At 48.8% G+C, this 22,247-nt stretch carries 21 protein-coding genes; 5 read left to right on the top strand and 16 right to left on the bottom strand.

Going from position 1 to position 22,247, the window contains the following annotated elements:
* Positions 1–57 precede the first annotated feature (57 nt).
* From AC0YN3_RS03615 to AC0YN3_RS03590, 6 genes are all read right to left on the bottom strand, one after another.
* On the bottom strand, positions 58–1,587 hold the full coding sequence (locus AC0YN3_RS03615) for an extracellular solute-binding protein (RefSeq protein ID WP_475773729.1): 1,530 nt from the start codon (positions 1,585–1,587) through the stop codon (positions 58–60).
* 75 nt (positions 1,588–1,662) lie between these two features.
* On the bottom strand, positions 1,663–2,523 hold the full coding sequence (locus AC0YN3_RS03610; protein WP_475773728.1) for a carbohydrate ABC transporter permease: 861 nt from the start codon (positions 2,521–2,523) through the stop codon (positions 1,663–1,665).
* Positions 2,517–3,464, bottom strand: a complete 948-nt coding sequence (locus AC0YN3_RS03605; RefSeq protein ID WP_475774278.1) for an ABC transporter permease — start codon at positions 3,462–3,464, stop codon at positions 2,517–2,519. The genes AC0YN3_RS03610 and AC0YN3_RS03605 overlap by 7 nt, the downstream gene beginning before the upstream one ends.
* Before the next feature lie 314 nt (positions 3,465–3,778).
* On the bottom strand, positions 3,779–5,557 hold the full coding sequence (locus tag AC0YN3_RS03600; RefSeq protein WP_475773727.1) for a sensor histidine kinase: 1,779 nt from the start codon (positions 5,555–5,557) through the stop codon (positions 3,779–3,781).
* A gap of 35 nt (positions 5,558–5,592) precedes the next feature.
* On the bottom strand, positions 5,593–7,134 hold the full coding sequence (locus tag AC0YN3_RS03595; protein WP_475773726.1) for a response regulator transcription factor: 1,542 nt from the start codon (positions 7,132–7,134) through the stop codon (positions 5,593–5,595).
* Positions 7,135–7,208: 74 nt separating this feature from the next.
* Positions 7,209–9,464: an FAD-dependent oxidoreductase gene (locus AC0YN3_RS03590; protein ID WP_475773725.1), complete on the bottom strand. Its 2,256-nt coding sequence runs from the start codon at positions 9,462–9,464 to the stop codon at positions 7,209–7,211.
* A gap of 117 nt (positions 9,465–9,581) precedes the next feature.
* Between AC0YN3_RS03590 and AC0YN3_RS03585 the strand changes: the two genes are divergently transcribed.
* A complete protein-coding gene (locus AC0YN3_RS03585) occupies positions 9,582–10,412 on the top strand; it encodes a helix-turn-helix domain-containing protein (RefSeq protein ID WP_475773724.1) in 831 nt (276 codons plus the stop codon).
* Positions 10,413–10,585: 173 nt separating this feature from the next.
* Here the strand turns inward: AC0YN3_RS03585 and AC0YN3_RS03580 are convergent, their stop codons facing one another.
* From AC0YN3_RS03580 to AC0YN3_RS03565, 4 genes are all read right to left on the bottom strand, one after another.
* Positions 10,586–11,446 (bottom strand): AraC family transcriptional regulator, encoded by an 861-nt coding sequence (locus AC0YN3_RS03580; protein ID WP_475773723.1) that lies wholly within the window; start codon positions 11,444–11,446, stop codon positions 10,586–10,588.
* A 196-nt stretch (positions 11,447–11,642) separates the two neighbouring features.
* Positions 11,643–13,775 carry a GMC family oxidoreductase gene (locus AC0YN3_RS03575; RefSeq protein ID WP_475773722.1) on the bottom strand — a complete coding sequence of 711 codons (2,133 nt, stop codon included), beginning with the start codon at positions 13,773–13,775 and terminating at the stop codon, positions 11,643–11,645.
* Positions 13,776–14,056: 281 nt separating this feature from the next.
* Positions 14,057–14,452 carry a GNAT family N-acetyltransferase gene (locus AC0YN3_RS03570; protein ID WP_475773721.1) on the bottom strand — a complete coding sequence of 132 codons (396 nt, stop codon included), beginning with the start codon at positions 14,450–14,452 and terminating at the stop codon, positions 14,057–14,059.
* Positions 14,453–14,977, bottom strand: coding sequence for a YfiT family bacillithiol transferase (locus tag AC0YN3_RS03565; protein ID WP_475773720.1), 525 nt, complete (start codon positions 14,975–14,977; stop codon positions 14,453–14,455).
* Positions 14,978–15,248: 271 nt separating this feature from the next.
* On the opposite strand from AC0YN3_RS03565, the gene AC0YN3_RS03560 reads away from it, so the two are divergent.
* From AC0YN3_RS03560 to AC0YN3_RS03550, 3 genes are read left to right on the top strand one after another with little or no spacing between them, the layout of a single operon-like run.
* Entirely contained in the window at positions 15,249–15,839 is a 591-nt protein-coding gene (locus tag AC0YN3_RS03560; RefSeq protein ID WP_475773719.1) for a hypothetical protein, read from the top strand.
* A 17-nt stretch (positions 15,840–15,856) separates the two neighbouring features.
* A complete protein-coding gene (locus AC0YN3_RS03555) occupies positions 15,857–16,069 on the top strand; it encodes a hypothetical protein (RefSeq protein ID WP_183561426.1) in 213 nt (70 codons plus the stop codon).
* Positions 16,070–16,099: 30 nt separating this feature from the next.
* On the top strand, positions 16,100–16,321 hold the full coding sequence (locus AC0YN3_RS03550) for a hypothetical protein (RefSeq protein ID WP_475773718.1): 222 nt from the start codon (positions 16,100–16,102) through the stop codon (positions 16,319–16,321).
* A gap of 68 nt (positions 16,322–16,389) precedes the next feature.
* On the opposite strand, the gene AC0YN3_RS03545 is transcribed toward AC0YN3_RS03550, so the two are convergent.
* From AC0YN3_RS03545 to AC0YN3_RS03525, 5 genes are all read right to left on the bottom strand, one after another.
* Positions 16,390–16,824 (bottom strand): hypothetical protein, encoded by a 435-nt coding sequence (locus AC0YN3_RS03545; RefSeq protein ID WP_475773717.1) that lies wholly within the window; start codon positions 16,822–16,824, stop codon positions 16,390–16,392.
* 151 nt (positions 16,825–16,975) lie between these two features.
* Positions 16,976–17,731, bottom strand: a complete 756-nt coding sequence (gene hisA / locus AC0YN3_RS03540) for a phosphoribosylformimino-5-aminoimidazole carboxamide ribotide isomerase (protein WP_475773716.1) — start codon at positions 17,729–17,731, stop codon at positions 16,976–16,978.
* 41 nt (positions 17,732–17,772) lie between these two features.
* Positions 17,773–18,174, bottom strand: a complete 402-nt coding sequence (locus AC0YN3_RS03535) for an MmcQ/YjbR family DNA-binding protein (protein WP_475773715.1) — start codon at positions 18,172–18,174, stop codon at positions 17,773–17,775.
* Positions 18,175–18,400: 226 nt separating this feature from the next.
* Positions 18,401–19,240: an aldo/keto reductase gene (locus tag AC0YN3_RS03530; protein WP_475773714.1), complete on the bottom strand. Its 840-nt coding sequence runs from the start codon at positions 19,238–19,240 to the stop codon at positions 18,401–18,403.
* Between the two features lie 19 nt (positions 19,241–19,259).
* Positions 19,260–20,459, bottom strand: coding sequence for an MFS transporter (locus AC0YN3_RS03525; RefSeq protein WP_475773713.1), 1,200 nt, complete (start codon positions 20,457–20,459; stop codon positions 19,260–19,262).
* A 160-nt stretch (positions 20,460–20,619) separates the two neighbouring features.
* On the opposite strand from AC0YN3_RS03525, the gene AC0YN3_RS03520 reads away from it, so the two are divergent.
* Complete coding sequence (locus AC0YN3_RS03520; RefSeq protein WP_246431695.1) at positions 20,620–20,982, top strand: winged helix-turn-helix transcriptional regulator; 363 nt, start codon at positions 20,620–20,622, stop codon at positions 20,980–20,982.
* 49 nt (positions 20,983–21,031) lie between these two features.
* Here AC0YN3_RS03520 and AC0YN3_RS03515 read toward each other — a convergent pair whose 3' ends face one another.
* Positions 21,032–22,228, bottom strand: coding sequence for an oxalate decarboxylase family bicupin (locus AC0YN3_RS03515; protein ID WP_475773712.1), 1,197 nt, complete (start codon positions 22,226–22,228; stop codon positions 21,032–21,034).
* Positions 22,229–22,247 lie beyond the last annotated feature (19 nt).

Below are 22,247 nucleotides of genomic sequence, written 5' to 3'. Positions count from 1 at the left end.
CATGGCTACTACATATACCATTGTTAAAATTGCCGGAATCGGTATACATTCAATTCCTTAACCCCCGTAGCCTAAAGCCTTCAACTGCTCGCTCGCGCTATCAACGAACGCTTTATAATTCATGGAAGTCTCCAATGTCTTAATAAAAGCATCGTATTCGCTAATTGGCCTTTTGTTATAAATGAATTTCGCAATTTCTTCTTCGATATACCGATCGGCATCAGCAGGATTAAAGCCTTCAGGATTATCGACGAATCCGTTAAGCACTTGGATGCGAGGCTGGTCGTTAGCGAATTTGATGGCATCAGATTGCATCGCGAACTTGGCCATCAGATATTCCATTTCAGGTCTTCCCGTGAATTGGTATAACCAGGAATATCCGACGTCACCCGCCTTATCTGTCATTGTTGGTTTTCCGTTGTCCAACGTGAAATGCGTATCCTTTACTCCGAATTGAACGAGCAAGGAGCCGCCGTCCGGGTTTGAGATATAGTTCAGCAGATCAAAAACGCGCTGCAGCTTTTCAGGCTCCTTCTCCAGTGCTTTCGGAATCGCAAATCTTCCGGGAGTTGATCCAATATCCCATGATCCGTCAAATTGTCCCGCAGGACCGCTTGGCGCTGCAATCTGCAGCCACTCCGCGTTCGGATTTACCGTCTTAATTTGCTCTACGAATTGCTCCTTCGTCATATTCGGCCAATCAATATAGACCATGCCTGCTTGCCCTTTAATGGCTTTCTCTTGATGCTGAAGCCCGCTGTTCGCCAGCAGCTCGGGATCGACAGAGCCAGAACCGATCATCTGCTGAATAAGCGTCAGCGCATCTTTCATTGCCGGATCGTACAAGGCGTTCACGACCGCTCCGTCTTTCTCGTAGAAATTCCCTGGCATTCCGACGCCGAACGCTCCGAATACGGTCGAAAATGCGTTAATTTTCCCTCCTGTTAAACCATATGTGTCCGGTTTTCCGTTGCCATCCGGATCCTGAGTGGTGAACGCGTCAGCTACGTCCTTCAATTGTTCAATCGTTGCCGGAACGGTAAGCTTCAGTTTATCCAACCAATCCTTCCGAATCCATAGCGTGTTATACGGAATTTGCGGCGATTTGGAAATACCGTAAACCTTTCCGTCGACCATGCCTTTTTTGACGCTGTCTTCACCGATGTAATCGACGGTCTGCTGCAATTTATCCATGTATGGCGTTAAATCCAGCAGCAGTCCTTGTTCAGAGAATTGAATCAGCTGCTGACGGCTTACCATGAACAAGTCCGGGAAATTGCCGGAGGACATGCGTACGTTCAATTGATTTGCATAGTCATCGCCCGATGGATATACGGTCAGATTCAAATCAATGTTTAGCGCTGAATCCAGCTCCTTCTTAATGATATCCTTATCAGGCGTAGGCAAGTTATTGCCTGTCTCGATAATTTCAAGCTTGATCGGTTTGCTGCTTGCCTCGGTGCTGGGCTTCGCAGCATTGGTTGGCGTATTGTTTTCATTTGTTTCGCCGCTGCCCCCGCCAGAACACCCCGCAAGTAAAGCCCCTAGTAATGAAATGGTCAACAATAAAGAACCTGCTTTTCTCATCTTCATATCCCCTTTCAGTAAACCATCTATTGAATAGGTCCGTATGGCTGGCCAGTTATCCATACGGCGACTAGATCAACCTTTAATCGATCCGAGCAGCATGCCCTTCGTAAAGTGCTTTTGGAGAAAGGGATAGATCACGATGACCGGGAGACTCGCAATCATAACGGAAGCCATTTGCATCGTCTGGGTAGGCATTATGTTCTCTGCATTCTCAAGCGGCTGCTGGCTTTGCATCAATATCTCTCTGACGATGACCTGAAGCGGGAACAGCGTTCGGTCCGTGACATAGAAGATGGCTTGGAAAAACTCATTCCAATGACCAACTAAATAGAACAAACCAACGGTAAGTAAGACTGGAATCGAGAGCGGCGTCACAATTTGGAGCAAAATCCGAAATTCCTTGGCGCCGTCCATCCTGGCTGATTCGAACAATTCCTCAGGAAGACCCTCGAAGAAACTCTTCATAATAAGGACGTTAAAGCTCCATACTGCGTTTGGCAGAATCATCGCCCAGATCGAGTCAAGGAGGCCCATCGATTTAACGACCAAATACGTTGGGATAAGACCTCCGCTGAACAATAAAGTAAACACGATCATCAGGAGAAAAAATCTTCTTGCCGGCAGGTTTTTTCGGCTGAGCGGATAAGCCATCAGACCGGTCAAGATGAGGTTGACTGCTGTTCCAATAACCGTAATAAGGACCGTAATTTGAAAAGCTTTCGGGATATTCGACTCGGTTAGCAACGTCTTGTAGGCAGAAAAGGTGATCTCGCTCGGAAACAGTATAAATCCGCCGTTGCGTAACACTTCTCCAAAGGGAGTGATGGATACGGATACCACATAAAGCATCGGTAGTACGGCAGCGAGGCCGCATAGACCGAGAATAACGTATACGACGCCATTGAATATTTTATCGTCCAAGCTTTTTACCATATTCCCTCACCCCACTTTTTCGCTAGCCGGTTAGCGCCGAGCACCAATATGAGTCCAATCAGTGATTTGAACAAGCCAACTGCCGAAGCTAAGCTGAAATTCAATTGCTGCAAGCCGGTTCGGTACACCCAAGTATCCAAAATGTCGGCAACCGGATATACCTGGATATTGTACAGGATATAGATTTGGTCAAACCCTGCATCAAGCAAATGGCCAAGCTTTAGAATGAAGAGCAGAACAATGATACTTTGTATCCCCGGCAGCGTTATATGCCAAATCATCCGCAGCCTGCTCGCGCCATCCACTTTTGCCGCCTCATAGAGAGTAGGATCAATGCTTGCCATTGCCGCCAAATAAATAATTGCGCCCCAGCCAAGATTTTGCCAAACCTCGGAGCCGACCAATATGCTGCGGAAATAGTCCGTTGAGGTCAAGAAAGGGATAGACTCGCCGCCCGCTTCCACGATCCATCGATTTACCAATCCGCCATTCTGAGAAAACAGCGTCAGCAGAATGCCGAAAATAATGACCCAAGACAAGAAATGCGGCAAATAAGTAAGCGTTTGGACAATGGACTTCAACCAACGGACGCGGCATTCGTTGAGCAGCAGCGCGAGTATAATCGGGGGGAAAGTACCCCAAATTAGCTTGTATACGCTAATCAACAACGTATTCGACAGCAGCTGGCTGAAATACGGAGATTGATAAAACTCTTTAAAATGCTTATACCAGGGATCAGCCCAGGCGCTACCCGTTATACCGTCCATTATCGCAAAGTTTTTGAAGGCGATAATGACTCCGTACATGGGGAAATACCTGAAAATAATAAAATAGATGACGCCAGGCAGCAGCATGAGGTAGAATGCCCGGAAACGCCAGGCGGACCTTAGAACGGCTTGCAGCCTCTTCTGCGGAGTGGGCTGTATCCGAGATGTTGGCATTAAGCTTTGATCGGCTTCCATGTAAGCCCTCCTTTTGTGGTTGCGCTTTCATAATTTAAGTATAAGCAGTCCCTCCCATTGCCGATATACATAAAAACGTAAAAAGTGTTTGTATTAAAAGATCATGTTTCCAGTCATGTTTCCATGCGGCTGGAATTTCGCGCCAAATAAGAAGAAACGCCTGATGGCGTCCTTTCTATAGACGCCATCGTTTCGGTAAAACGCATAGAGAAAGGATGAGCAAACCCTTATCCTTTCCTATACGTCAAAAAAGGCTGTCCCTCGGGACAGCCTCGAACCACGGACAGGGCCGTTTAGCTCATAATGCCTAATCGTTCATCGTTTTCAGTGAGGACGGGTATCCCTACCCGAATGACCGTTCCAACCCCTGGCGTACTTCCGATTCGCAAGCCATACGGGTTGCCATGATGAATTCGGATTCGATCATGTACGTTGCGTAAGCCGATTCCGGTAAATCTGTATTTCGAGCGTTCCTGCTCGAATTGGCCATGAAGCGCTTTGCGGGCATCGGCCCGTGAAATACCGATGCCGTTATCCCGAACGTAAAGACGGATCACTCCCCGCTCCAGCTTTCCTTTAATCGTAATAAGCCCTCCGCTTCGCGGAGAAATGCCATGAAACAAAGCATTCTCTACAAGAGGCTGAAGGGTTAGCTTGAGAATCCTGAATTGCAGCAGGCTCGGGTCGACGTCGATTTCGTATTTGTACTGATCGCCATAACGCACCTGTTGAATATGCATATACATTCGAAGCCCTTCCAGCTCCTCCTCGATTGAGACATACTCCGATTGTTTATCAAAGCTGAAGGCTAACAGCTTAACCAAGGATCGGATCGTGTCGCGCACCTCGTCAATCCTCTGCTGCTTGGCAAGACTGCTTATGCAAGCGAGTGTGTTATATAAAAAATGAGGAGCAATTTGGCTCCGCAGCATTTTCAGCTCATATTCCTTTTTCTGCTCCTCTGCTGACCTTGTTTTGTGCAGCAACGTTTGAATTCGCTCAAGCATATCATTATAGCTTTGTGTCAGTCTGCCGATCTCATCCTTTCGCGTGACCGGCAGCTTAGCGACGATTTGCACATCATGTAACCGATCCATCTTCTCGACAAATCGGCGAATAGGCTTCGTAAAGGAACGGCTCAGCAGGTAGGCGCTTAATAATAAAATAATCATCCATACGACGCTCGCCGTACGGTAGTTATTGTTTAACTGCTGCAGGTCTTGGTAGAAATAGTCCTCCTCAATAAACGCCGCTAAGGACCAGCCCAGCCGATTCGTCGTCGACTTCACGACAGCAAGCTTTTCGAGCTGATTGCCTTCGATGCTGCTTACCCCGACTTTAACGGCTACCAGCTGCTTGCGGAAGCTCTCCTGCAGCACGGGGGGATATATCCCCGCCTGATAAGGCAGCATTTTATCCCGGGAATCAAGCCTGTTGATCATATTGCCGTCTCTTGTCATTAACGCATACGATTGGTAGATCATTGGAGCAATTCGCTCCGTTAGAGAATCCAGGTTTACTTCTGCAACGACTATGCCTTGCAATTGCCTGCGCGCATCCGTGACCGGTAATACGTAAGCAAGCGTGTGGCCAGACATGGTTGAATAATAGGGCTCGCTTACATTGATTGCTCCATAATTTTCGAGCGCCAGCTTATACAATTCCGGAAGCATGGGATTGCCGATGATATCATAATTAACCTGCTCATTCGCGTATACCTTCCCATCGGTACGAACCAAATACAGGGTTTTGGCTATCGAATTGTTATGATCAGCGAATTTGCGCAGCGTATCCGCAGCTATCGCTTCGTTGCCTTCCTCGAACAGGTCGTAACGGGTCGAGAGAAGCAGGAGCATGTTCTCAACGTTGTCAAGGCTCGCATCAATATATTGATTGGTACGGCCTACCAGCAGCTCGGCATCGCGAATCACTTGATTTTTTAATAGAGCCTCGGCTTCGCTGAGATTTCGGTAGGCGAGCACCATCACTAAAAATAACGTCACGATGAATAAATAGATAAATTGCTTCGTAGCAAGTCCTAGGCCGCTGTACCAATTGAACAACTTAGACAAATGCTTCTACCCCCGTATTCGATCAGGCTGGTGTTTTACGTATTCCGCTTGTAATCCGTCGGTGACACCCCAGTCCAATTGCGAAACGTGACGGTAAAATAACGATAGCTCGGGATTCCGACTTCTTCCGCAATCTCGTATACTTTTTTATTCGTTCGCTTCAGAAGCTCGACCGCCTTCTCCATCCGAAGCCTTGTAATATATTGATTGACTGTGTCGCCCGTCTCCTCGCGAAACAGCCGGCTGACGTAATGCGGACTTAACCCAACCTGCTCGGCAAGAATCGGGAGTGAGATGGGCTGCTTCATATTCGCTTGAATCCATTGTATCGCCGAGCGAATTTCGATGCGTGAGCGCGAGCTGCCGTTATCGATTTCATTTATATGCTGAATGAGGCATGCGAGCAGCTCCTGCAAGGTTTGCGCCCCCATTAATTGCGTAATAACCCTGCATTCAAGCTCAGCTCCCTCATGAACCTTCAACCAATCCATTTGCCAATGCAGCAGGCGCTGCTTGAGCTGCTGAGGCCGAACTCTCGTCGCGTAACACCACATTTGCAACTCCCCTTGTATGCAGTTCTTAAGGGACGCTGCAGAATGGCTGGCCAATCGCAGCTTTTCATTTAGTTCCTTCACCGCCTGATCTGTCATCTCTTGCACGGGGAGAGGTCTTCCCGTCCATATGCGGCTCCCGAGCGAGCTGTCGTAGAATAAGGCTTCCTTCCATTCGGCCGTATTAGCGATCTCATAGGCAAGCTCTTCCGCTTGCGAGAAAGGTTCGCTGACAACCGCGTGCGCCGACGTGATTGGCCCAGGCTGATCCTCTTTTGCCTTCATTAAGCATTCCAATGCTTGTACGACTCCACTTAGCGATGCAAACGCATCTGTCACGGCATGCAGCGCCTTCATAAGCACGAAATACTCCTTATCGCTCGTATTCACCCAGGTCAGCCAATTGGGATCGGATTGTTCTTGGTCCATCAGCGTTTGTTGAATCTGCTGCCTTGCGTGGATGTAAGATCCATTAGGCGCAGCCAGAATCAAGCGTACCAATATATAGGCTCCCGCTCCATCGAGCTGGATTGGCAAAGTATCATCTGCGTTTAGCTCCTGTCCGCGCAATAGCTTTCCGAATGCTAACGCTTGCAACTGCCGCTGCTCAGATTTTTCATTATCATTGGACCGGCGTTCCTTGACAATCGCTTCTCTTACTTTGTTCAGCGCTTGCTTCATTTCCTCTTCTTCCATGGATACCTTTAATAAATATTCAAGCGCCCCAAGCCGAAGCGCCTCCTGAACATAATGAAAATCACTGTGGCAGGTCAGCAAAATAATTTGAACGGCAGGATATCTTTTCCGCAGCTCCCGTATTAACGTTAAACCGTCCATAATCGGCATCGTGATATCCGTCACCACGACATCCGGCATGCTGATTCCGCACAATTGAAGTGCTTCCTCCCCGTTCCCTGCCTCGCCGATCAAGACAGCCCCGCAATCCTCCCAAGGGAAAAGGCGCAGCTCCTGCCTAAGTGGTACTTCGTCATCGACGATCAGGACGTTCAACGGTTTCACAGCCATGATATCCTCTCCTTTCTTTTCATTTCACTCCACCTGTACCATTCTATGATGGGAGTGACGGCAACATTAACAGATTAAGATAAGCCATAGACTCTGATCTCGCAAACCTCCGCGCGCGAACTTCCGTTCGTAGCCTCTATGCATAGCTTGAGTTTGTTTATGCTAAGCGTTTTTTCAAGCCGATGGACTTTTTTACGCTTGTGATTATTCTGCTCCGATACGATCGTCACCCATTCCCCGGCAGAGAAGGCCTTCAATTGATAGCTTTGAACGATTTCGGGAATGACAGCGAAAGGCGTTCGATGATGGTGCAGGTTAATTAAATCCTCATTGACATCATCATTAAAGGTTAGATGTATTTCGGCGATCTCCTGCTCCGCTTCCCAAACCAATTGCAGCCATTCCTGCGAATTCGACGAGAGCGGTTGGGATACCCACATATGCGGGCCAGCGTAAGGTCTGACATACCCGTCAGTAACTTTATCTGCTCCGTAGCCTTCCGAATTAGGCGATACCCGCATACATACAGGCCGACGGTTCCATTTGTGCATGCTCCACTGCGCGACAGGTTGATCGGGCTGATGATCCTCCAGCAAAGAGGACACGATCGGCCGAGGTCCCTTCGCGAAGCAAAGCACCCCCGTTAAAGGCTCATCAGAACCGTGAAGCGTGATGGCCTCATTCGCTTTGACGATGACAAAAGCATTGCAGGCTGACTCCGGCTGCCAATCCAGGTCCAGCGTAACCCACTGCTTGCTGCCCGCTTCGACAGCTTTTGAAGCAGACTTCACCCATTGCTTCGGTACGTAATTCTCTCCTTTGCCCGTATGCCAAAGCTCAACCTCGAACATCGTATTTTGCTTAGCATCGACGAGCAGCTCAAGAGAATCCAGCTTTGGTTGAACCGGGAACAATATTCCGATATCGCGATCTAGGGAATGGATCGTTGACGCGTTCTCAACAGCAATGCGCTCCAGCGTGCTGGATGCGGAAATACGGGCGGATTTCGCCAAATCAGCCGGATCGTCACCAGCCAGTCCAATGATAGACGCATCCTGCCGCAGCATCGTCTGCTGCAATTCATTCATATGTTCGTCATGAAGCCTGCGGGGATTAATCCCTTTCCGTACGGCAAGAGCGGCACCGCTTCCGGCTGCTTCCCCGATTACCGCGCAGGTTGCCATTACCCGTGTCGTACCGAAAGCCACATGCGTGGCGCTAATGTCCCGGCCCGCAAACATCAAATTGCTAATATTGTTGGAATACAAGCTTCTGAACGGGATATGGTAGATGCCGTCGGGGAAAAGATGCTTCGAGCCGCTTTCTTCCGAGTACATGCCCTGCGGTGGGTGAAGATCAATGGACCAGCCTCCGAAAGCTATCCGATCCTCGAACGGCTCCTGCGCAATGATATCGTTCTGGTTCAGCATATAATCGCCTAGGAAACGCCGGTACTCCCGTTTGCCTGGAATGGACCCCACCCATTCCAACGTCATATTATCGGCATCGAACTGTCCTGAATTTTTAATATAGTTCCATATTCCATAAATAACGGACCACAGCTCATCGCGTATCCGCTCGTTGTCATGGACGGTATCAAGCTCTCCGCCCCATTCGATCCACCAATAGTGGCATCCCGAGTCTCCGCTCCGGATGACTCTTTTGATCGGAATCGACGTTTGAGTAATGTCCTTGGCGAAGCTAGGCGGAATATATTTAACCGGCATGCTTGCTTCCTTCGTATAAAAGAGGAGCGTGCTGCCAAGCGTAATGTCATCTGCCGCCTCAGGTGCCCAATCTTCGTTGTACTCTTCCCTCGCTTCACGGCCAATTCTGTATTTCGCTCCGGCAAGGAAACCGACAAGTCCATCACCTGTACAATCGATAAACATTTTACTGTCGAAACGGATCTTTCGTTCGGAACCCATCATCCAGCCTGTCGCGGAGTGAATGACCCTGTCATCTTCTGGGCCTTCCGCTTCCACTTCATGTACATCGGTATTAAGAAACAATTGGATATTTTTCTCCGCACGGACGGTCTCCAGAACGACCAAATCCCACAAATAGGGATTCCCTTCGGGGTTTCGGTATTGGTTTTCGACGAACATTTCACCCATAATGCCGGTTTCTCTCGCATACCGCTGCGTTCCATGCGCTGTTGCACCGCATACCCATACGCGAACCTCGCTGCTTGAATTGCCTCCGAGAACCGGCCTGTTATTGACTAAGGATACGGTCTGCCCAAGACGGGCAGCAGCGACCGCGGCGCAAACGCCTGCCAAACCACCTCCAATAACCGTAATATCTGATTTTACATGTTCGATTTTCATCAGGTTTTTCCTCCATATATATCGATTTGAACTCATCATAATACGGAGGCTAGTGATTTAACATGCACTACGCTATCATATAGCCATATACTTTATTTCATCGCGGAGGTGTAGAACGTGAACAGGCAGAGCCTCAACCTTTATCCCATTCTTTCCCATCATAAATATTGGAACAGCAAGGCCGAGTTTCAATTGAACGTGGATACGTATGATCTGTGGGTGTTGTTTGCAGTGGAGAGCGGGAGCTTCTCGTATCAAATAGGGGAAGCATCAGGCATGGGCCGAATCGGTGACGTGATCGTCTGCCCGCCTGGTTTTAGCTTTCAGCGCGATGTTACCCAAGCATTGACCTTTCATTTCATCGGGTTTTCATTCAGCTCCGCAACTGGCGATACGCAAACCGTGAAAGAACAAGAACAGGGGCTTCAGCTACAGTTATCGCAATCGGCATACAAATTAAACATAAAGCACCGAAGCCGACTCGCGGACAACATGAATAGCCTGAAGCAGCAATCCCATTATAGTGATGACCAGCAACACTATTGGAACAATCATCTGCTGAATGATATTTGGCAATTTTGCCGGGAAGTTGAGCTACACAGCGACAATCAGGATAGCGCGCTAACTGATCCGCTTATTGAACAAGCTCAGGCTTTTATCCATCAGCATTGCTTTGAGGATTTGAGCATGCATCAACTTGCGGACGAGCTGGGCATCAGCCCTGTGCAGCTTAGCCGGAGGTTTCAGCGGAGCGTAGGATTAACGCCTTCCCGATACCTCTCCGCTCTTCGGATAGATCAAGCCAAATCAATGCTGACCGAAACTCATCTTTCATTGGAGCAAATCGCTCAAGCATGCGGGTACAGCAACGGATTTTATTTAAGCCGGATATTTTCCAAAAACATGAAGATAAGCCCCTCTGAATATCGTAAAATGAATCGGGTCTAATCGTTAACACGTAAAAGTGAAAAAGCAGTCCATAACGATTTGACTCGTCGCGGACTGCTTTGCTTTAGATCTATACCCTGATGGTCAAATCACGCTTGTTCACTGTGAGCTACATGAATACGATCCTTCAGCAATCTTTTCAACCTTAAGATGGCTCGTTTGCGGCATTGACATTATTTTTTCACAATCGGAATCCATACCTCGCAGCGATAATCTTCGGACATCGTGTCTCCCGTCGGATACAACTCGAAATCAGGCCCTTCGGCCTGCTCGTATCCCGTAGTCGGGAACCATTCCTGATAGATACGGCCCCAAATCTCTTGAATCGCTCCGGGCATCGGGCCAATGGAGGTAAATACGGCCCATGTGGCTGAAGGAACCTGTATGACTTCAAGCCCCTTGTAGGTCGCAGCCTCATCAGTCTCCACCGCAATCGCATATTTAAATACCTCTCCATCCCGCTGCATATCATAGCAAAGTCCGAGCAGTTCCGGGCTTTTTCCTAGCGCAGCGATTTTTCCGACCGTTCCATCCGCGTGGCTATCATGCCAAAATTTTGGAATCTCGGTTGAATTCTCTCCCTCAATAGTAGAGGTTCGGATTGATTTCCCTATGACGTTGAAAGCCTCTTTTTTCACGATTCTGTAGTCCATTTCTTTGTCTCCCTTCAGTGATAGGTGGAAAGAGATGCGAGGAAAGGCTTTCAGCTGAACGCCGGAATTTCTGGCTTCGGAGGGCGAAATGCCGTGCAGCTTGCGGAACGCCTTAGAGAACGACTCGGGCGATTCGTAACCATATTTCATGGCGACATCAATCACCTTCGGACCGGACAGCGCAAGCTCTTGAGCTGCCAGCGTCAAACGTCGTTTCCGCACGTACTCAGCCACGGTCATGCCCGTCAGCATAAAAAACATTCGCTGAAAGTGATAGGGAGATGAGTACGCCGCATTCGCCAGTTCCGCAATATCCAATGGCTCATCCATTTTCGTTTCGATCAATTCGAGCGCTGACATCATGCGATTCAGCCATTCCATCCTCAAAAACTCCCTTCTATTCACATGGTATCACGTCGAAGTTACTGCCTGCCTGTCATTGCGTGCGGTACTATGACAGACGTTGAAATAAAACGGAGTCTTTCCTTTTTGATTTCATTAAAAAAGGTGACTCCTGCTGATCCAGTAGCCACCGCCTAACCATTAACGTTTTATATGACCATGCCAATCAACGAAACTAACCTTGCTTCACCACATTCTCTGCCGTGCGGAAAGCCAAGGCAAGAATCGTTAACACCGGATTGACGCCTCCGTTGGTCACGTGCACAGAGCCGTCGCTTACCCAGAGGTTGTCGTATCCATGAATGCGACCCATAGGATCCGTGACGGAAGTCACAGGGTCATTTCCCATGCGAAGCGTGCCGGCTTGATGCTGACCGGCGCTTAATCCACCGCCTGGCTGCGTACGCCATACCTCCTTTGCCCCAGATGCCCAGAGCCATTTTTCCGCTTTTTCCCCCAGCATGGTAGAGGACCGGAGTGACTCCGGATGGACATTTCCGGAGAGCTGAGCGACAGGCATGCCGAAGCGATCCTTGATCGTCTTTGAGAGGCGTACCCGGGACTCAGCGCTCGGTATTTCTTGAATCGGCCCTTGAATTTGGCTGGTGCGCAAATAACTGTCGCGCATCGTTTCCTTGCCTGCGCTTCCCCATCGCGCCGCGTTCGGCGAAAGCGCTCGATACCAGTGAATGAGCGGCAGGCGGGTGAAGTCGTTGGCAAGCAAGCCGCCTCCGATAATTCCGCCTTCATGACTATGATCAAACCGGAAGGTAGCAATGCTCACTCCTGGACCGAGACCGTCTTGAACCGGTTCGTCAAAGAGGCCGTAAGCGCCGGAATAAACATGGCCTTGCAGGTTTCTTCCAACTTGTCCGCTTTGATTGCCTATTCCGTTCGGTTCCGATTCCGTTGCAGAACCGAGAAGAAGGCGAGCGCTTTCAATCGCTCCAGCGGCAACCACAACATGACCGGCCTTCACTAGACGTCGCTGGATCGTCCCTTCCATTTGCCGCACAAGACGAACTCCGGTAGCGTGCCTTCCTCCCTCGGTTTCGATACGCTCCGCCATGGTATCGCAGATCAGATCGCAATTGCCCGTTGCGATAGCTTTGACCAGCATCGTATTGTGTCCGCCATTTTTACTGTTGGTCGGGCATGCAAATCCGACGCATTGGCCGCAGCGTCCACACGCCGGTCGACCGTCACGGTCAACGGAGTTGATGAGAAGTGGCACCGCACCTGTTTCCCAGCCCAGCTTCTCTGCTCCACGAGCGAGATGTTGTGCTTCCAGCGTAAGCGGAAGCGCAGGCATCGGATAACCCTGTTGCCGTTTCCCTCTCCCCGAGTGGGCAAGCCCATCACCCGAGACCCCGACTTCCCACTCGGCTCGATCGTAATACGGTTCAAGATCTTCATAGCGAATCGGCCAATCACTAAGCGAGCTCCCCTCTGGTACCCCATAGCGGCTCGCCATTCGAAAGTCATCGGGGTGAAAACGCCATGCCTGCGCCCCATAAATCCTTGTTCCTCCGCCTAAAGTCATTGCATTATTATGATAGTCCCCATCCAATGGCGCGGTAATCCGTTCGGCTCCGCTAGCCAATAAAATGGTACGAGGATTGCCTTCTAATTCTGGTCCTGTATTATGACCATATTTGGTGAATCGATGGTTGCGCAAATGGTCACTGCCTACCTGACTGTATGGAAGCCAGCTTCCGCGTTCAACGATGAGAACGTGAAGACCCGCTTCAGCGAGGACAGCTGCAGCTACCGAGCCGCCGGCCCCGGCTCCAATGATGACAACATCATAATGTTCTCGAAGCTGATCGAACGTTTTTTGAGGCAAATCCGTTTCGGGAACCGGCGTATCGCTATGAGTGATCGGGCCTGGACGAAAGCCGATCATATCCCAAGACTTGGCTTCCCTATTCCCGCCTGCCCCGGGACTTCCATAATAACCTTCTATGACTAGTGCCAATAAAGCGTCAAAGAAGCTTTTCGACGAAACAAGCCAACCTGCAAAACTATCCTTCTCCGCGTCCTGCAGCATGCTATCTTTCACGTGAGCAGCCAGTTGCGAGAATGATTGACCATGAAGAGCCAAGGCTTCGGCTTCCAACGCGCGAAGTCCAGGTTCTATCATCCCCTCCCAAGTTGCAACATCCTCAGCAGCCCTCCGTTTTAAGTAGGTTAGAACACCGCTGCCGGCAGCCGACGGCCATGCATCCTCCGGAACCATCCGATCCGCAACCGCTTTCAATATCTCAGAAACCTCGAATGGAAAATCCGCGTGATCGACATTACTCATACAGCTACCTCCATCCGATGACATTCAGCAGCAGCACATTGACTCTTCCTCATGAACGTTCCTCCTTTTATATGCCCAAACCGTAACGCATGCAGGTTCTTTTCCAAGTCGACAAAATAATGCTATGTAAGTACTTTCTATTCCTCGTTTAATATGGAAACGAACAGGCAGCTTCGATACAAGGAATGAAGCAACAAGCTTGTTTCTTTGCGATTAACGCTCACCATTTAGCTACATATTTATGCACACGAACTAATCAAGGAGAGAATCATAGGCTAAGCTCAACTCTCTCTTGGAATAAGAAAGCATTTGTCTGTGTTTGTAAATCCAATGCCCGGATAATATTCCGTTGCGGTGGGTGCCGAAAGAAGGACAAGCGATACGGATGAACCAAGCGCTGCTCTCACATGCTCTACTAATTGCTTCCCGATGCCTAGCCTCTGATAATCGCGGCTCACGGCAAGGTCCGAGAGGTAGCAGCAATAGACAAAGTCCGTCAAGCCCCGAGCAATGCCCACTAACTTGCTGCCATCCCAAGCCGTAATGAGCAAGTCCGCATGCTCGATCATTTTCTCCAAGCGAGCTAAATCCTGATAAGGCCTTTTTATTCCTGAGCTTTCGAACACTAGCGATAAATCAGCGGCAGTGATGGTTCGATCTGAATAATAGTTGATCATTTATAGTACCATCCTTCCCCTAGCAGCAAGGATATGGGCAACATGGTGATTGCCATGCCAAGCATAATGGCCAAGCGTATAATCTAAGCGCAGCGTTTCTTTCGACTCCGGATGGTAAAAGGCTTTCTGGAAATCTTCATCCGTCAGCGACTCAAGCAACGTAACCCATTTTTTATGCAATTGCGTAATGAGAACAAGCGACGGCTCGATGTCAGCATCTAAAGAATCAGCCAGCTCTGCAAATCGATCCTCGTAATAAGGCCTTATTGCAGGCGTCTCCTCCGTTAGAGCAAGCTTGAACCGAATATAGCTATTCATGTGACTGTCAGCGATATGATGGACAACTTGGATGATGCTCCAGCCCCCCGTACGATAGGGTTTCTGCAGCTCCGACCCTTGAAGGCCTGCGACGCTTTCTCTCAATTTCTTTGGCAGCTGTTCGATTTCGCTTATCCAAGCCTGTCGTTGATCTGCCGTTACATTGCCAATAAAACTGTATTTGCCAATCGGGTATTTTTCATCCATATGAATCCTTCTTTCACCGCATCATTTTTGCTGAGCCATCCTAAAAAGCCTCATTATTTTCATGATTATACAGCTTAAACAGTTTTCTGAATAGTGTATTTTTTCAACATTCAAAAGCCTTCCTTGTCCAACCAAAGGATTTTATTGGAAATCTATGAAATTAGGCCTAACTATCGCAGCAGCTCCTATAATTGGTGTATTCCCTAGTCCGTTTTCGGCCTCTTTTGGATACATATATAGAAGGCAGTAACGATTTAGGAGGGATAATATTTTGATAGCTTCATCCAAATCCGCACGGGTTCAGCGCCGTTCCTCGTGCTTGAACAAGAAAAAAACGGTTTGCTGCAAGAAAAAACAAAAAACGAAACCATGCTTGAGACACAGACGACTTATTGTCGTAGGTCCAAGAGGATTACAAGGTCCAGCAGGCGCAGCAGGCAAGAGCGGACTGCAGGGCACGATCGGCCCAGCTGGCACCCCCGGAGCATCAGGCACAAACGGACTTAGCGGTGCTGTTGGACCACAAGGGGCACAAGGCTTGCAGGGTATGGCTGGAGCAGCCGGAGCAGCTGGGCCTCAAGGGCCGCAAGGTCTTCAAGGACCACAAGGTATTCAAGGTGTTCAGGGGACGCCTGGAACGCCCGGTTCAACCGATTTCACCGAGCTGATAGCTATCCTTAACGGATTTTTGGAGCTAGGCTCTGTCATTAACGTGATGACACCGGGACAGCCTACAGGCTTTGCCGGAACGGTTACAGCCGTACTGGAGACTCTCGTTCGAATCGTATCTATCTCCGGTACGCAAATGACGATTCCACTTGGCTATATTACGAATATCGAGCTTTTAACCCAGCCCACCTAGAAAAGAGGTATCCTCGCATGTCGACAACGCTTTCCGGCGATTTGCTTCCCTTGCTGGGCAAGGAGGTTTTCGTTATGACCAACGGTTATGGCCAAGTTGCCATCATTGGCAGGCTGGATCAGGTAGGAAATGACTTCATACTTGTATCCTTCGAGCAAGAAAAATTCCTCTACGAAATCCGTATCTTTTATGCGAACATCGTTTATGTTCACGAGAATCCTGTTGAATGATAAAGAGCATCATGGAAAGGAGGACGGATAATGGCGATTATAACGAACGGTCATCTCATTCTCCCTGGCACTGCGCTACACGGATTGTTAAAAAGCAATCAAGGCAAAGAAATTGAAGTCACGACATCCAATGGGATGAAGTCCGGACGATTACTTGCCTTTAATGCTAATTTCCTTACATTGGCTAATCCGACGGGTGAATCCATCTACGTGTTAGCTTCAGAGTTAATTACATTTACATTCCCCTCATAAGCGAAAGGCTGGAACAGCAGGTAATTAACCTAGCTGAACCAGCCTTTCGCTTATGAGGTATATTGCGTTCATGACATCAATTGCTCAGCCACATAATGAGCTATGGCACGTTGCAAACCATCGAACAGCCCTTCGCTCTCCCAAATAACTTTAAATCCCATCGAGAGAGCAGCTCCCAGCTCACCCTCCAGAGGATGACTTAACCATTCTTCCCCAGCGACGCCGTAATCAGCATCGATGCCGCTTTCGTATACGGCCTTGATCGATGTGAGCATTCCATGCTCTTCTACGGAAGCTTGCTCGAGCGGTTCAAATGGAAATTGATGAAGAATCGCATCGATCGTCTTTTTCTTCTTGTCCGTAATGAGCAAAAAGCTCAAATTCGCATTTTCCTCGTTCTCGTCATCTGCGCAAGGTCCAACCAAAGCGATTCCTTCGATATGTGATTGCGTCCCTGCCCACTGTACGAATTCATACATGAGCTTATAATGATCTGGTCTCACCGCTTCATCACCTTCCTGCTTGCCCCTACATTTTTCCATGCCAAACGTCTTTATAATCAATTTTTCCCCAAGCATTCAGCGAAATGCCTTGAAGACTATAACCAGATGGCAGCTAGCGGATAGGCTTCGCAAAAAAGGATCCATCGACCGCTTAAGCTTGCTTATTCTTGCTGTAAGCTACCACTTCTTGATAAGACAAATGTCCGCCAAATATATCAAGCGCGCTGCCGATTGTGATGTCCAGCTTTCCATTCGAAAGCTCATTGAATTGGTTCATGTCCTCGATTGATCTGGCTCCTCCTGCGTAAGTCGTCGGAATAACGACCCATTCAGCCAGTGCGCTTACGAGACTTTGTTGAATGCCTCGCTGCTTTCCTTCCACATCCACGGCATGTACCAAAAATTCGTTGCAATACTGCTCAAGAAAATGAATATTGTCTTGGTTTACTTCGAAATCGCTGAACTGTTTCCATTGATTTGTTACAACGAACCATTTGCCGTCCTTCTCTTTGCAGCTAAGATCGATGACTAAGCGATCAACCCCAACCTCCGCCACTATTTTAGAGAGATGCTCCTCGTTAAGCTGCCCATCCTTAAAAATATAGGAAGTCACGATGATATGGGATGCCCCTTTTTCCAAATAAAAAGCAGCGTTGTCCGCTGTAATGCCGCCTCCTATTTGCAAACCGCCGGGATATTGCTCCAGAGCGCGAACGGCCGCTGCCTCATTGCCGCTTCCGAGCATAATGACATGCCCTCCCGTCAGCGCATCCTTCTTGAAGAGCTCCGCATAAAAAGCCGAATCCTGCTTCGAAACAAAATTTTCGATGATTTCAGTATTCAATGTCTCTCCGACAATTTGTTTTACTTTGCCGTCATGCAAATCGATACAAGGTCTAAACTTCATTGTCATTCCTCTATTCTTTATGTGCTATGTACCCTTATTTACTATCCGCCTGCTTGTTTCAACATCGCGATAAACTTCTTCGGTGCTCTCGTCAGGTAAGCTTCCTGAATGACCCCAACAAGCTCGTCCCATTCGATGCATCGGTCTAATCTAACGCCGATCCATCCCAAATGCCCGACATAGGCTGGACGGAAATACACGGACGGGTCCGACTCGATTAGCATGGCCTGCATGCCTGGCGGCGCTGCGCACCAAAGGGCAACTTTTCCGTCATTGTGGTGATTATGGCGATATTGCACGAATGACTTTTTCTCGGCAACGAAAAAGCTTGGAGCTCCGTGGCTCAATTTCTCACTCGTGCCTGGGAATGACATGCACAATTCTCTCACGCGCCCCACGCTTTCGCTAAACGCATCAAGCTTGCCAGCATCATCCTGTTTCAAGCGTAATCCCTCCATCCGAATCGATGACACATGAACATATTTTATCACATGAAACAAGCTTTTGCGCTTCTTAATTCCAGCCTCTTGCCATACGCTCAAATCAAAAAAGCCAAACAGGGTTAAAGAGCGGCCCCTATTTCAGAAACGGAGGCCACTCCTTTTATTGCCTGCAAGGCTTTTTGTTTGCTACCGCATCATCGTTCTCGTCTTAATTGTCCCAAGCCCATTAAAAATCAAAATCATCAGGATCCGGCCCGACACGGACATTTTCGTTCATGCCGGCGATTAGCTCCATGTCTGCTTCTGATAGCACAAAATCAAAAATAGCCGCATTTGCCATAATTCGTGCTTCGTTGGTCGATTTCGGTATAGTCACGACACCGGTTTGCAAGTCCCATCGCAAAATAATTTGCGCGACCGATTTATCGTATTTTGCTGCGATTTGGAGCAGAAGCGGGTTATCGAGCAGTTGGCCCTGCATAAGCGGCGACCATGCTTCCAGCTGAATGCCCTGCTGCTCGCAATAGTTTCTCAACGCAAGCTGCGCCAGCAGCGGATGATATTCCACTTGATTGACCATTGGCTTAATCCTGGCAGCCATCATGAGCGTATCGATGTGATGGGGCTGGAAGTTGCTTACGCCGATTGCCTTAACGCGGCCTTGCTCATACAGATGCTCCAGGGCTCGCCATGCTTCAGCAAACTTTCCTTCTACGGGCCAGTGGATCAAATACAAATCCAGATATTCTAAACCCAGCTTGCTTAAGCTTGTCTCGTAAGCAGCCAGCGTGGCGTCATAGCCAAGATCGGCATTCCATACTTTAGAGGTAACGAAAAGCTCGGATCGCTCAATCCCTGCTTGACGCAGCCCTTGCTCAATTCCGCGTCCGACTCCTGCTTCGTTCCCGTAAATGGCCGCCGTATCAATGCTTCGGTAACCGTTTTGGATTGCCGAGGCAACGGCATTCTCAAGCTCGGCCCCTTCCTCCACTTTGAAGACGCCTAATCCAAACCATGGCATGCGGACCCCGTTGTGCAGCGTTGTAGTCGATTGTAAGTTATTCATTGAATATATTCCTCCCAAGTTATGTTTGAACTGCTTTTGGCCTATCTTTTTGTTCCAGCTTCATGCTCCAGCCTGTCAAAATAACGGCAGCTACTACCATAATGCCGCCAAACCAAGGTGTATGGATCAATCCCATTGCATCGGTCACGACGCCGCCTAAATAAGCGCCAATCGCGATGCCTGCATTAAATGCTGCTATATTAATAGCGGAGGCAACATCCACCCCGCCAGGCATAATTCGCTCAGCCAGCATAACCACGTAAACCTGAAGTCCCGCCACGTTCATGAAGTGAAAGAGACCCATCAATATGATCGTAAGCAGCGCGGCAATCTTGAACGAGACAGTGAAGGTCAATACAAATAGGACAACCGCTTGAATGATGAACATGTAGAACAATGCTTTAAGCGGATTTCGGTTAGCAAGCCTTCCACCGATCATATTGCCAATCGCGATCGCAATACCGTAGACAAGCAAGATCAAAGTGACATGCTTCTCTTGAAAGCCGGATATTTCTTGCAGCAACGGGGCTAAATAAGTAAAGACCGCAAATGTCCCGCCATAGCCTAGCGCCGTAATTAAAAACATGAGCAAGAGCCGTCCGTTCGTGAACAGCTTGAACTGCTCGCGCATTGTAATTGGCGTTCCTTTCCGCAAATCGGACGGAACAAGCATGCTGTTGGCAATAAAGGCTACGAGTCCCACGATCACGATCGCTACGAAAGCAGCCCTCCAGCCCAGCTGCTGCCCAATATACGTTCCAATCGGGACGCCAGTTATCGTTGCAACGGTTAAACCCGTGAACATGATGGCGATCGCGCTTGCCCTGCGATTCTGGGGAACCACGTCAGCAGCGATCGTGGAGCCGATAGACATGAACACGCCATGTGACAAAGCTGATATGACTCTTGCTATAAGAAGCAGTTCAATGGTTGGCGCTGCTGCCGCAGCCGCATTGCCAATCATGAAGATCACCATGATCCAGAGCAGCAGCGCCTTCCTCGGCATTTTTGTCGATAAGGATGTGAGGATCGGTGCGCCAAAGGTAACGCCCAAGGCATATAAGGTCACCGTTAGACCTGCTGTCGTAACCGAAATATTCATATCCTCCGATATAAGCGGCAGCAGGCCGACGCTAATAAATTCAGTCGTTCCGATAGCAAATGCGCTTACTGCTAATGCAAGCAAGGCTAACGTGCTTCTTCTTTTCTCTATTGTCATGATGCTTCTCCCCAATCCCTTTCTAATGATGCAAATAGTTGTAGCTTAGATCGGCCGATGAATGTTATTATCGTTTATGCAATGAAAAATAACCAGTACGTACTTAAAAGTACTATAGGTACTTATTAGTACCTATATCATGCTATAGGGGAGAATGACATTGATCAAGAAGAAGTACAACGTGCCAGTGGAAGCCACGCTCGAGGTCATCGGTGGCAAATGGAAGTGTATCATTCTCTGCCATCTAACGCATGGCAAGAAGCGGACGAGCGAGCTTAAGCGCCTGCTTCCGGAAATTACCCAGAAAATGCTCACCCAGCAGCTTAGAGAGCTTGAAGACGACAGCATTATCGAAAGAATCGTATATAATCAGGTGCCTCCCAAGGTCGAGTATCAGCTTACACCTTACGGGCAAAGCCTAAAAAGCATTTTGGATTCGCTTTCCGCATGGGGTGAGCATCATTTGATTAAGGTTTTCGGTGATAAGCATGATGTCCTCGAGGAGAACATCTTCAATAAATAAAACCATTTCCGGCATGCCAAGGGCAGCTGGAAATGGTTTCAGAAACGCTTTATTTGACAGGATAGCCGTAACCCGGGTATTTAACGACCGGCCATTTTTCTTTTCGCAATGCATCCAGCAGCTGATCACCGACATTCAAATTGCTTTGAACGAGCTCGCGTGGCGTCAGTGCCATCCATTGGTTCAACGATACATCGACGAACCGGTCGCTTTTGAACATTTCCAAAAACCATAACGATTGATCGCCTGTGTTCTGAATGTAGTGACCGAAGGCGAACGGGACGTAGCCGACATCTCCCGCCCGGTAATCAAAGGTTCGGGCGGCTCCGTTCCCCGCAAAAACCGTCATGCGTCCTTGACCGGACAAGTAGTACTGCCACTCATCATTGTTCGGATGCCAATGCAGCTCCCTCATCCCGCCAGGCTCAACCTCCACCAAGGCTGCCGCGATCGACTTCGAGATCGGGAAGTTCGTTGAATCCACGATGCGTACGGTTCCGCCAGATGTTCGAAGAGGCGTTTGCGCAAGCAATCTATGCTTGAAGCTAAGCGGAATGGTGCCATATGGAGAAGGCACCCGCTGGCTCTCAAGCGAACCTGGGATCTGATCCTGGTATATGTACACTTGATCAGGTGGAATATGCGAGAAAGCTTTCTCCGGTACGCCGAAATTTGCTGAAAGCACCTCCTTTGGCGTATGGGCGAACCAATCCGAAATGGACAAGGTATTAAGATCGGAGAAATTCCCGTCATCGAATACGAGTAAAAACTCACACCCCTTCTCCAAGCCTTGAATGGAATGAGGTATGCCTGGAGGGAAATACCACAAATCACCTTCTTCGATATCCGCAATGAAGTTCCGGCCAAGTTGGTCGACAGACGTTATTCTTGCGCTGCCAACAAGCATGTAAGCCCATTCAGCCTGCTGATGCCAATGCAATTCTCTCACGCCGCCGGGAGTCAGGCTCATATTAACTCCGGCCATCGTCGTCGAAATGGGAAAATCACGGGCGGTAACCTCGCGTGACCATCCGCCATTGTTAAGCTGCATATGCGTATCCGAGAATGAAAACTTCAGGTTCGGTAAAAGCCCCGAATCGGTTACAGGCGGAACGAACATGTTCGGATTTTCAATATCGCGCATAATGTCACGGGGACCAAGGTCTATGTTCCCCGCTCCGTCGCTCCGCCTGATCGGCTGGGGGATTTGTCCATGCATAGCCTGGTCTCGCTCATCTTCTTCCATTTTAGCCCTCCTTTTATCC

The sequence above is a fragment of the Paenibacillus sp. J22R232 genome, from assembly GCF_056269165.1.
Note: the sequence above shows the minus strand (reverse complement) of the source record. Positions and strands in the feature narration are given on the sequence as shown.